The organism is Mycolicibacterium tokaiense (genome assembly GCF_010725885.1).
In the GTDB taxonomy this organism is placed as follows: domain Bacteria; phylum Actinomycetota; class Actinomycetes; order Mycobacteriales; family Mycobacteriaceae; genus Mycobacterium; species Mycobacterium tokaiense.
The window spans coordinates 632234-644496 of the sequence record NZ_AP022600.1 but is presented as its reverse complement, the minus strand read 5'-3'; the positions used below and the strand labels follow the sequence as shown (position 1 = coordinate 644496).

The 12263-nt window shown below is 64.3% G+C and carries 9 protein-coding genes; 6 read left to right on the top strand and 3 right to left on the bottom strand.

Annotation, left to right across the window (positions count from 1 at the left end; genetic code table 11):
- Positions 1–31 precede the first annotated feature (31 nt).
- Complete coding sequence (locus tag G6N58_RS03085; RefSeq protein ID WP_115279766.1) at positions 32–2386, top strand: putative bifunctional diguanylate cyclase/phosphodiesterase; 2355 nt, start codon at positions 32–34, stop codon at positions 2384–2386.
- Positions 2387–2399: 13 nt separating this feature from the next.
- On the opposite strand, the gene G6N58_RS03080 is transcribed toward G6N58_RS03085, so the two are convergent.
- Genes G6N58_RS03080 through G6N58_RS03070 form a run of 3 tightly spaced genes read right to left on the bottom strand, consistent with a single transcriptional unit; the run spans position 2400 to position 8192 of the window.
- Positions 2400–5657, bottom strand: a complete 3258-nt coding sequence (locus tag G6N58_RS03080; protein ID WP_115279767.1) for an MFS transporter — start codon at positions 5655–5657, stop codon at positions 2400–2402.
- Positions 5654–6880, bottom strand: coding sequence for a polysaccharide pyruvyl transferase family protein (locus tag G6N58_RS03075; protein WP_232068074.1), 1227 nt, complete (start codon positions 6878–6880; stop codon positions 5654–5656). Before G6N58_RS03075 ends, G6N58_RS03080 begins: the two co-directional genes overlap by 4 nt.
- Before the next feature lie 7 nt (positions 6881–6887).
- Positions 6888–8192 carry an MATE family efflux transporter gene (locus G6N58_RS03070; RefSeq protein WP_115279769.1) on the bottom strand — a complete coding sequence of 435 codons (1305 nt, stop codon included), beginning with the start codon at positions 8190–8192 and terminating at the stop codon, positions 6888–6890.
- A 217-nt stretch (positions 8193–8409) separates the two neighbouring features.
- Between G6N58_RS03070 and G6N58_RS03065 the strand changes: the two genes are divergently transcribed.
- The 5 genes from G6N58_RS03065 (at position 8410) to G6N58_RS03045 (ending at position 12259) form a co-directional block, all read left to right on the top strand.
- Positions 8410–9195: a dolichyl-phosphate beta-glucosyltransferase gene (locus tag G6N58_RS03065; protein WP_115279770.1), complete on the top strand. Its 786-nt coding sequence runs from the start codon at positions 8410–8412 to the stop codon at positions 9193–9195.
- 73 nt (positions 9196–9268) lie between these two features.
- Entirely contained in the window at positions 9269–10462 is a 1194-nt protein-coding gene (locus G6N58_RS03060) for a glycosyltransferase (protein WP_115279771.1), read from the top strand.
- 243 nt (positions 10463–10705) lie between these two features.
- Positions 10706–11077, top strand: coding sequence for an STAS domain-containing protein (locus tag G6N58_RS03055; protein ID WP_115279772.1), 372 nt, complete (start codon positions 10706–10708; stop codon positions 11075–11077).
- Positions 11074–11484, top strand: a complete 411-nt coding sequence (locus G6N58_RS03050; protein WP_115279773.1) for an STAS domain-containing protein — start codon at positions 11074–11076, stop codon at positions 11482–11484. The genes G6N58_RS03055 and G6N58_RS03050 overlap by 4 nt, the downstream gene beginning before the upstream one ends.
- Before the next feature lie 94 nt (positions 11485–11578).
- Complete coding sequence (locus G6N58_RS03045) at positions 11579–12259, top strand: response regulator transcription factor (protein WP_232067708.1); 681 nt, start codon at positions 11579–11581, stop codon at positions 12257–12259.
- The last annotated feature ends 4 nt before the right edge of the window (positions 12260–12263 follow it).

Sequence of the window (12263 nt, the reverse complement as noted above, 5' to 3'; positions counted from 1 at the left end):
GCGTCTTCGACCGACACGGGGGCAAACTGTGATGGCAGTGGTGCTCTCGCTGCTCCTGGCAGGTCTGGTCGTCAGCAACTTCGCCGACTCGGCTGCTCAGCGGAAACACACAGAGGTGTACTCCCGCACTGAAACCGCCACCAACAACCTGCTGTACACCATCAGGGAAACGCTCGCCTACGTGGACGCATCGCAGCGTTATCTGCTGGGTGACACCTCCCGACGGAGCGTCCAATTGGCGCGTGCTCTGCTGAGTCAGCGTTTGGCAGTGGTCAGCGAGACGGGCGACTCGGCCTGGGACAGTGCCACTCCCGAGTACAAGACGGCCCTGGCCGCCATGGACGAGGCGGTCCAGCAGATGCCGCCGGGCATGCTGTCTCCTGATCAGCGAGACCGCGTCTCGACGATGGTTCTGCCCCGGAGCGAGGCGCTGTCCGAGGCGGGACGCCAACTCGTCGACAGCACCGCCGCCGAGCTGCACAGCAATGCCCGAAACAGCGATGCCGCGTTGCTTCGCGGCAGGTTCACCCAGCTGATCCTGCTCATCGCCTCTCTTGCGGTCGGCGCGGTCCTCCTTGTCTGGGTTGCCGCCAACGTGGTGCGTCAGTACCGCGTCGCGCGCCGTGCCCTCGACGCGGAAGATTGTGAGTTGCGCGCCACCCGAGAGCAGTTGGAGCGTGTCTCGGCGCTCGAGCGAGGGCAGGCGATGGTGCTCGAACATATCGCCAGGGGCACCGAACCTGCTGCTGTCCTGCGACAGATTGCAACACTTGCCTCCGAGGTGTCGGGTGGTTGCGGCGTCCGGATTGCGTACGACGCCCACGTCGTCGCCCATCCGCGTGACGTCGACACGTCGGTCGGCCTGGCGTGGCAGGACACATTCGATGCGGACACCGCTGGAACCCGGGGAACGCTCGAAGTGTTCGGCGAGGCCGATGCGCTCGATGATCTGGTTCGCACCGCACTTCGCCGGTGCCGGGACCTGGTGCCGCTGGCCCTGAATCGTGACGCCTCTGCCCGTCAGCTGTCCCACCAGGCGAGCCATGACGCCCTCACGGGTCTGGCCAACCGGAGCCTGCTGATGCACGAGCTGGCTGCGAGCTTGATGTCGGCCAAGGAGCGCGGAGTGAGCCTGGCCCTGCTGTTCTGTGACCTCGACCGCTTCAAAATGGTCAACGATTCCATCGGCCATGCCGCGGGCGACCAGCTCCTGATCGAGGCGGCGCGTCGCCTCACCTCGACGGTTCGCGACATCGATTTGGTGGCGCGGATGGGTGGGGACGAGTTCGTGGTGCTCTGCTCCGAGCTACCCGATCGCGCACAGGCCATCGCGATGGCGGAACGGGTGCGTAGCGCGCTGAGCGAACCCTACGAGATCGACGGCAAGGAGGCGTTTGTCGGTGCCAGCATAGGCATCACCTTCGCGGACGAATCCACCGTCTCCGGTGCAGAGCTCATGCGCGAAGCCGACGTCGCCATGTATCGGGCGAAGCTGACCGAAGGCAGCCACATCAACGTCTTCGACTCTCACCTGGAGGCCGAAGTCGCCCAGCGACTCGATCTGGACGCGGCACTACGCCGTGCGCTGGAGCGTGACCAGCTGAAAGTGGCCGCCCAGCCCATTGTCATGCTCGACAGCGGTGCCGTAACCGGCTTCGAGTTGCTGTTGCAGTGGCGACGACCCGGACTGCCCAATCTCAGCCCGGACACCTTCATCCCGCTTGCCGAGGACAACGGAGTGATCGTGGAGATCGGTCGATGGGTCCTGCAGGAAGGCATAGATGCTGTTGCTGAATGGCGGGCAGCCGGCGTGGCCGACCGGCTCACCATTTCTGTCAACGTCTCGGCTCGCCAGGTGCGCGAAGCCGGCTTCGCCGATGAGGTGCTGAAGATGTTGCGTGCTCGAAAGGTTCCCCCTGAATTCCTCATCGTCGAACTCACGGAGCACGCCCTCATCGATCTCCGGGTCGTGCACGGCACCTTGGATCAACTGCGGGACGCGGGTGTGCGGGTCTCCCTTGACGACTTCGGCACGGGGTACTCGTCGTTGACCCAGCTGCAGACGCTGCCGGTGGACCAGCTCAAATTGGATCGTTCGTTCGCTGCAGCTCTCGGTGATGGCAACGCCAAGCACACCGCAGTGGTGCAGTCGGTGGTGGCGCTCACCAATGCCCTTGATCTCGACCTGGTGGTCGAAGGCATCGAAACGCTCGCCGAGCGCGCTGCGCTGCTCGAGATGGGCGCTCGAAAGGGCCAGGGATTCCTCTACCGCCGACCGATGAGTCTCGATGAAGCTCGCCAATTATTGCAGGAGGGTGCTGTGTGCGACCTTCCCTCGATGTGCCTGCCCGCTGTTCTCGGATCGACACAGGCGCAGGTGAACTGATCGCTGTCTGAAGTCATCGATCCCTGTCGGGGTCACGCCGGATGTGTCGCTGAATCACTGCTAAACAGGCGAATACGAGCAGGACAGTTGCTGCCAGCTGGAGCCACGGTATGCCGGTTCCACCCGGATTCGCAGTCCTCAGGTCGTCCATGCCGCCGAGCAGTTCGAGCAGCTGCTGCGGCGTGAGGTTGTTGTTCACATCGCCCCCAACGGCGTCGGCGCCTTCCGACATGCCGCTTCGGACCTCGGTTCTTTCCGAGCATCCCAATCCGTCTACATCCCGAACAACGTGTACCGAGGCGGGCAATTCGATTCGGTCATACTCGTTTTCCGGAATCAGGAGCACACCTTCCATGAGCATCGGGTTGGCGTCCCGTTTGTCGATCACGATGGTGTGGGAACCGGCTCGGGCATCGACCACTCCCAGATCCTGGTACACGAAACGTAGGTTCACTGGGACGAGTTCGGTCGGGACGAGCCGTTCCAACTGCTGGACCGACAGGCCTGATACGGGTGTGGGTGCGCGATTGGCGTCATAGACCGCTTTCTTCGCGAAGAACTCCAGGGCACCGGGTGGTGAGCGGAGTTCCACCTCCGTCTCCAGGTCGAGGGAGGTGGACCGCAACAGCAGCTGGTTGGCGGTGGCCGCAGACCGCAGCAGTACCCGATAGCGGCCCGTCTCGGGAACTTTCACCGGCACCTTGATCTCGGTGGTCTCGGGCAACGCGACGAAGGAACCGTTCAAGGTGCCGAAAATTCCGGGGGTGATCATCTCCGCGCGATTGAACTTGGTGTCGGAGAAGAACAGATACAGTCGAAACATCGGCGACAGATAGTATGCCGAGGTCACCACGTCGGAGTTGAACGCGTTGCCGTTGGTGGTCGGGGCGAAGAAGCTACCCGGATTGTCGACCGACCAGATGTCCAAAGCGGCCTGCGGAGCGTCATCGGTGATGAGCTCGACCGGCTTGCGCCCGTCGGTCCCCGTGTAGTCCGAGATGTACCGGAAGTCATAACAGCGCGACAGGTCCAGGCGGTTGAACACTGTGTCCAGGAACCCTTTCCATGACGTGTCGAACAGCAACACCGGTCTGTTCTCGGGAGCAGGATCGTCCAGCCTGTACAGCACGAAGCCGTCGTTCTCGTAGAGTCGGCTCACGTGCTCCGGTACCGCTTCGATACCGTCCCGGAGATAGGTTTCAATATCGGGCAGATACTCCGCGCCCACACCGCGGTTGTTCTCAACCTGCTTGTTCAAGACGATGTACGTCAGACCCATGTCGCGGGCGATGTTCACCCACCAATCCTGCTGGTAGTACAAGGCCCGCAGCAGCAGGAAGAACTCGAACTTGTTCTGTTTGTCCCCGGTCAGGCCATAGTAGAAGCTCGGCTGATCCAGGTAGTAGATGTAGAACTTGTCGATGAACTTGTGTGACTTGCCATCCGGGCCCACAACAAGTTTGGCGGTCTCCGTCGGCGGCAGGACCACGGTCTTTCCCTGGGGGAGTGTGGCCAGTTCCTCCTTGAGCAGCCGCAGGTCCTGCACCGGGTAGGCCGCGAGGAATCCCCCGAAGTCACCGCTGCCGTAGGCCGACCGGTAGGTCGCGTTGGTCAACAGTGGTGCCATCAGGCCCAGGCTGACAATGGTGGCCAGTGCCACCGGCACCGTGGCGCCGCGTCGGCCGAGGCGACCGATCAGGCGCCGTCCGGCAGTATGGTCACGAGGCACCTCGGCGGATTCGGTGGCCGACGGCCGCACCTTGCGGTCCAGCACCCCCAGCGCCCACGCCAATGTCAGCGCCAGCAGCAGCGGCGCCAGCATGAACAGGATGAGTTGGAAGCGGTGCGGGAAGCGCAGGACCTGAACCACCGTCGATGCGACCGCGATGGCGGCATCTCCAGCGCTCGGATTGACATCGGCGACCAACCGCGTCAAGGCGGCAACGGACCGATGGAAGGTGGGAAACCAGGTGGGGTCGGCGTAGCCCACCGTGGCCCAGACCGCGAACGCCACGTTGACGTAGATCACCCCGAACAGCTGCCGCTGTGCTCTTGCGGACAACAATGTCCTTCGCACCCCGGGGATCACGATGGGGACCAGAAGCAGCGCGGTGTAGACGATGTTGGATACGCGGGGCACCTTGGCGAGGTAATCGCCGAAGTTGACCTTGTCCATGATGCCGGCGAGGTCCCAGGACAAGATGTGGAGCAGGGACACCGACGCGTCCCGGATGAAGTAGTAGTCGCCGGGCACGGTTTCCGAGAGCTCGCCCACCCCGCGCAACGCGATGAATTTGACGAAAAGTCCGTACGGGATCAGAGCGAACACCACGAGTGCGGTGAGCGCCCACCCGCATTTCACGGTGGTGGTGGTGTTCATCCGCCGGATGAGCGCGGCGACGCGGACCCGGCGCCGTGGGGCGCCGAGGAACCTGCGTAATTGCGCGCGTCGGACGTGTAACGGAACCTGCACGGCCTTCCGCACCGTCGTCGCACCCGCGGAGCGGATGAATTTGACTGCCTCCCCGAGGATCAGCGTCATGACGGCGAGACCGAGAAACAACGCGAACAGCACCAGATAGTGGACAGCGGGATTGAACAGCGTCACCAGACACGCGGCGATCATCCTGCGCCCCCAGCGGACAGGCCTGAACAACAACGCATCCAACATCAGGAAGACGCTGATGGTCATGAGACACAGACCCAGGACGAGGGTGTAGAAGTGCGTCACCTTCGCGTAGATCATGATCATGTAGATCAGCGCTGTGGGCGCAGCGGTGGCCAGGTAGACGTTGGTGGCGGTCAGCGACGGGAAGCCACGCCGGATGAACCACGCGGTGGTCAGATATGCGGCACTGACAATCGCGGGCAGCACCAGCAGTACCGCGAACGGCAGCACCATGTAGTGCCGCAGCCATGTGGTGAGAAATGCGTATCGAACCCGGAATTCGTAACCGTTGGTGAGTTCACTGAATTTGCCCTGGGCCTGCTCGAGCAATTGGCTGCTGGGATTGAAGAACGGGACCAGTTCGTCGCCGACAAGCACCCGCTTGCCGGACAGGATGTCGGGGATTGCGAAAAGCACCTCGCGGAAGACGACAAAACTGGCGAGGAAGTAGAGCAGGCACACCACCAGTGCAATGCGCTGGTACGCGAATCTGTCTGCGGTGAAGTTCGATCGGTGTCGTCCGGCATTCCCGTCCGGCCGAACGGTCGCGTACCGCGCCCCTGCTTCGGGGAAGTTCTCGGACGGCTGTGCGGCGCTGCTCACGCGTCGGGCAACTCCCATCTCCGGGTGGGAGCGGCCACCCAGGACCGCAGTGCGGAAAACCCGCGAGCAGCGTCGTGACGTTTGGCAGCAGCAACAGCTGCCAACCGGTCTGTTTCGCGACCGCTGTCGGCCACGGTGTCCAGAATCGCCGCCGCCAGGCGCTCGGGGTCGAGCGCGGCAGAGACATCGAAAGAACGTTCCTTGATGCCGAGCTGCGTCACCAGGTGACGCACTTTGATGTCGTAGGGCAGAGCCACGACCGGGCGGCCGAGGACAACCGACATGACGATCGCGTGCAGCCGCTCGCTGACCACCAGGTCGCAGTCGGAGATGATGGAAGCAACTTCGTGATGATCGTCGGGCGCATGGATACAGACCGGCGCGTGGAGACGGGCCAGCACTGCTTGCAGCACGTCGAGGTCGGTCCCGCTCTTGAAGGCGCACTGCATCGGCAGCGCATGGAACTCGACACGGTGCGCTTGTGCGACCAGGTTCAGCGCCTGCACGAGCCGGTCCAGAAACAGCTCCCACTCATCGGCGACATCCACGTCTTTGTTGAGATTCAGCGCGATCCTGAGGGGACGGTGAGGATCTCGTGTCACCGGGGAAACATGCGAGACATGGAAAGAACCGGGATTGCGTACCCAGACGGCGTCGGGAACCAGCCGCACCTTGTGCTCGGAACAGCCGAGGGAAAGCGCAGCACGCAAGGATCCTTCGTCGCGCACGGAGATCACCCACACAAGCCGCAGAATGACGCGCACGAACAAGCGGCCGAGCACCGAATCCACCGGCCCGATGCCGACGTTGGCCATCAGAACGGGCTTGCCCGCCAGCCGTCCCAGCAGCACCAGGGCGAGGACCATGGCCAGAGTGGAGTATCTCCATCTGCCGACCGAACCATAGAGTTCTTTGAGGATGTTGCCGCCGCCGAACACGATGACGTTGCAGCGGAGCAGATTTCGGAGCAACGTCAGGCGTTGCCTGCTGGTGTGGAAGGCCGTCACATCGAAGCGGTCGCGAAGCTGGGCGATGGTGGCATCCGGGTCGTAGGAGTTGACCAGATACGTGTGTTCTCGGCCCAGCTCGGCCAGGAAGGTGTCGAGCAGGAGCTCGTCTCCGACGTTGGCCTGCCCGTGTGTCCCGAGGAACAAGATCGTGCGTCCGCCGGGCCGCGCCGAAGGGCGCCGGGAGGATCCGGAAACTCCGGGTAGGTGGGTCATGGTCATCTCAGTGCTCCCCGAGTTCGTCGGCCACCGACGCCGGCTGGAAACTCCGCAGTTCGGTTCGATTGTCCCAAAGGTGGGCGGCGCCCACCAGCAAAGCGGTGAAAGACATCGCGACCACTTGGGCCACGGCCATCGACATCGGTGTGGTGCCGCAAGCCACCAGAAGCAGTGTCTGCACCACGGCGCCCGTCATCAGGGCAGCCGCCCCGTGCCAGCGACCAACTGCCAGGTCGACACTGGCGATCAGGTTCGCCGCGGCGAACAGCGCCGTGGCGATCGCGTACGGGACCAGCACCGCGGCGGCATCGTGGTAACCGTCTCCGAGCAGGACGGGGGCCAACCGGTCACCCGCACCCACCATCGCCGCCACACCGCTCACTCCGATGGCCCCGACCATCAGCAGAGCGCGGTGCACGGCTCGGCGCCGCTGCTCCCGGGAGTGGGCGCGGGCGACGACGGGAAACGTACTGTGCACCACCGCCCAAGACAGAAAGTACAGTCCGCGTCCGATCACGGCAGCCGCCGCGTAGTCGCCTGCGGCCTCCGGCGCCATCAGCACCTTGGCCAAGAGCACGTCGCCGTTGGCGATGACGACCTGTGCCGTCAGGAGAACCGTCGCGGCCACCGACAGTGCAGCGGTGACCCGGCTTTCGGTGTCCGCTCTCGATCCCGATCCGGCAAGACCGGTGCCCGCCGCCGCTGCCCGGTGTCTGGCGACCAACGCTGAGGCGACGAAGGACAACGAGATGGCGATTGCGGCACCCACCGCGCCGTATCCGAGTGCGAGCATCACGACGCCAATCCCGACTCGGACAGCCGCTTCGGCGGCGTAGCTCAGCGCCAGGTGCGCCAGCCGGAGATCGCCCTGAAGAGCTCCGCGCGCGACAGCCTGCGCCAGATAGACCGGCAGGCCCACGCCGATCACCACGAATACCCAGGGGGTCGATGTATTGAATGCATCGGCCAGGGCACTGGAGCCCAGTGCCATCCCGGCGCCGGCACAACCACCGATGATCCACGCGCAGCGCGTCAATCGACGACGACTGTCGATTCCCGCCCGCTCGTCGGTCGGGCCGCTGCGGGCCGACAGGAGTTGGAAGGTGGCCGCAGCTGCCGCCGCGATCAGGACCAGGTTCACCGCCAGGTTGGCGTCGCCGAACTCCGCAGCAGACAGGGAGCGTGCCAGCACCAGATTGAGCACATAATTGGCCCCGGCCACCCCGAGCATCGTCACGGAGAGGACCAGCGCACCGCTGATCTGCCGGTGAGCCGCGCGGACTGCGCTGGGCGATTCGGTGATTGACACTTACTACATCGTCGGATCCGCCGGTCAAGCGAACCCGCTGCCGATCGTCAAGAAATGCCCAAGATGCGCACCGACTGCGCCAGCGCGTTGAGCGGCCGGGTGCAGACGAACAGCCGCGTCCGGGCTGTCCGGCAATCTTGACCAGGGCTTGACTTCGGCCGCAGTACATCTTGAATCGCCCTCTCTACGTTCGTATCCGAACGAGAGGATCGCAGCGATGACCTACGCAGACTTCGAAGCATGGCGGGACAGGGAATTGGTCACCGGACCGGATGTCTCGGTGGTGATACCGGTCTACGACGAACACGCCCGCATCGTGCCCACCATCGGCGCCATCGCCGCACACCTGTGTTCGACCGGACTGTCGTGGGAGTTGATCGTCTCTGACGACGGCAGCGTCGATGGCACTCCCGACCTGGTCAGGTCGTTGCGCCTGGCCAATGTCACGGTGCTGGAACCTGGCATGAACCGTGGCAAAGGCGCCGCCGTCCGTGACGGGGTGATGGCAGCCAGGGGAGCCTACGTGCTGTTCACCGACGCCGACATGTCCACCCCCATCGAGGAATTCGACCGGTTGCTTGCCGCTGTCGAGCAGGGTGTAGGCGTCGCAGTGGCATCTCGAGCGGCTGAGGGTGCCCACGAATGTGGCCGCGGCCGGCTGCGCAGTGTCATCAGCGGCGCTCTGCGCCATGGCGTGCGGAAGGCCACCGGTGTCCGGATCAAAGACACACAATGTGGATTCAAACTCTTCACCCGGGAGTCGGCTCAGGCATTGTTCCATGCCTCGCGCATCGACGGTTTCTCGTTCGATCTGGAGATTCTCTGGCTCGCCCAGCGCTGGATGATCGCGGTCGAGGAGATTCCCGTGCGCTGGATCGAAGCACCCGGATCCAAGGTCAGCCCGGGTCGAGAGTCGGTCCGGTTTCTGTGCGATGTGGCTGCTCTGCGCTACCGGGACCTGTGCGGCCGGTATCCGCGCCATCTCGCCGCGGTAGCGGCGTAGAGGTCACCGACTCCCTTCGTGAGACCACACCACCCATCAACAGGGCTCTGCCCAGGACCAGACCAGGAAGACGATGACACCAGGACTGAAGATCGCGCTCGTCACCGCCTACCCGCCGAGCCGCACCACGCTCAACGAATACGGGTACCACCTCGCCCACCACCTCGCGGCCAAGGCCGAGGTACGCGAGCTGATCGTCCTCCACGACGACACCGGTGGCCGCGTCGCGGATCTCCCGGATAACGCGAGCGCCACCCCGGCATGGCGTTACGGATCGCTGCTCAACCCGCTGAGAATCGCCAGGACGGCGCGGGTGACGCGGGCCGACGTGGTGATGGTGAACGCCCATTTCACCAGCTTCGGCGCCGGTAAGGTGGCGGCGGCGATCGGCCTGCTGCTGCCGTTGGTGTTGCGTCTCATCGGAATTCCGACAGTGGTCTTGATGCACAACCTCGTGGACACCGTCGACCTCGAGAAGGCGGGGTTCTCCTCTAATCCCGCGCTGACCAGGTTGCTCACGTTCTTCGGCGGCCTGGTGACCAGGATGGTTCTCGCTGCCGACAAAGTGTGCGTCACGATGCCGCAGTACGTCGACGTGCTACGGGAGCGTTACGGCGCCCGCAACGTCTACCTGGCCCCCCACGGCAGCTTCGAGGAACCGAGAATCGTTGCGCGGAAGCACAAACCGATACCTTCGATCCTGGCGTTCGGGAAGTGGGGCACCTACAAGAAGGTGGATGTCCTTCTCGATGCTTCTGCCCTCCTGCACCGGCGCGGGGTCGAGATCGACGTCGTCGTCGCCGGTACCGACAGCCACAACGCAGTCGGATATCTGGCTGGTGTCAAGGACAAGTACCGGGATCTGCGGGGGGTCACCTTCACCGGTTATGTGCCTGAGGAGGACATTCCCCTGGTCTTCAACGCCGCAGACGTCGCCGTTTTCCCCTACACCAGTACCACCGGGTCCTCAGGTGTGCTGCACCAAGCTGGTTCCTACGGGTGCCCTGTGGTGATGCCCGACATCGGCGACTTGGCGGAGTGCATGCGGGAAGAGGGTTTTCGCGCAGTCACGTTTGACGCCACCGACTCCGAAGACCTGGCGCGGGCGCTGGAAGAGGTGATTCGCAATCCCGCGCACATGGCCGCCATGGGAGAGGCGAACAGGGCGGCAGCATGCGGTGTGCCGCTGGCCGATGTGACCGACTGGCATGTGGCCCATCTGCAGGAGGCCTGCGCCCGGCGACGTGGTGGTGAGCCGGGCTGGTAGGTGCACGCGGCGTAGACGGCGCCGTCTCGGCAACCAACGACAACCCCTGACACTCCTACGCCGGTGTAGCGCGCTGCGCACACCGGCGTAGCTGTGCGTTCGACTGTCCTGGACACAGGGCGGGTCCACTCTTGAGCCAATCCTGACTCATCGCCACCCCTGATCTTGCACGTGAATTCCTACCTTTGGCAGGTACCGAAAAATGATCGGCCAGCGCGGCCGAACAGGGAAGGGCCAGAGGCGATGACAACAGTGCCGGCAGTGTTGCAGGACGCGGTAGCGTGCCAGTCGGGGCGCAGGTGCAGGATTGTCCTGCCCACCCGATTCGACATCCACGAGACTCCCCGGTTCGAGGCCGCGGCGCGGCAGGCCGCGTCGCGTGGCGGGGTGGTGGAGATCGATGCCGGCGCCGTTCGTCACATGGACCAGAGCGCGATCGACGCTCTGATCGCGACCAGATTGCGGTGTCTGGACCTCGGTGGTGACCTGGTGCTTGCCGCAAGCAGCGTCGCGGCCCGAGTCATCCTCGAGCTGACCGGCCGCTACGCTGCGTTGAATCCGATCGACCCGGTGGTCACCGTCGACGAGCTGCCGATGTCCGAGGTGGCGGCATGAGTATCGCGATTGTTCGCCCGGCACCTTTTCTGGACGCCACCGAGGCGCAGGGGCTGCGAGCCAGCTTCGCGCGTGTGCTCGACAACGGGTGTACCAAGGCCATCGTGGATCTGACTGGGGTGCAAGAGCTTTCCGCGGCCGGCCTGGCCGCGGTGACCAACTTCCTGACGCACGGTCGTCGGCTGGGCTTTCCGATCCGGGTCTTGTTGCCCGAGGCAGGTTCTCATGCCGCACGCATGATCGATCAGGCTGACCTCAGCAGGTTCCTGCTGGCCCATGCCCGCGCCGACGGATCGGTCGATACGTCCGTGGTTCGGCGTACACCGATGCTGACCATCTGCGGCGAGCCCGCCAGAATGCGACGCCGGGTTGCCCGAAAGACCGTCAGATCCCCGGAGCCGGCCTGAAGTGCCCCACCAGGCGCAGCCAAGGCCGGTGTGCCCCTTGCTTCTCGTAGTCGATTCCGGTCCTCGGAGTCAGGGGTGGGTGCACACTGGAAGAGTGCGAATTCTGATCGTCGAGGACTCCCCGGAAGTGGTTGAGACGCTACGGCCTGCGCTGCTTCGCGATGGTCATGAAGTGGCGGTCGCGGACAACGGACGGACCGGCCTGGAGCTCGCTTCGGGTTTCCAACCCGATGTCGTCCTGCTCGACGTGGTCTTGCCCGAGGTGGACGGACTGGAGGTCTGCCGGAAGATCAGAGGGGAATCCGCAGCGCACATCATCATGCTCACCGCCAAAGACCTGGAGGTGGACCGCGTGGTCGGGCTGTCCATGGGTGCCGACGACTACGTGGTCAAGCCGTTCTTCCCCAGTGAGGTCTGCGCGCGTGTCGCCGCCGTGGGCCGGCGGGCGCGCACGCAGGCCGACAGCACCGCACCCGCCGAGCGGGTGTTCGGAGACCTGCGCATCTCTCCTGCCGCCCGACGTGTGACAGTGTCCGGTCGTGAGGTCAGCCTCACCAAGAAGGAGTTCGACCTGCTCGATGCGCTCACGGCGCGGCCGCGGATGGTGCACACCAGAGACCGGCTGAGAGAAGAACTCTGGGGTGCCGGCTGGTTCGGCGATGATCACGTTGTCGATGTGCACATCGGCAACCTGCGCAAGAAGATCGACACAGCGGGTCGTCCCAGCCGCATCGAGACGGTCCGTGGGGTCGGGTTCAGGCTCGGGGGTGTGTGAGACG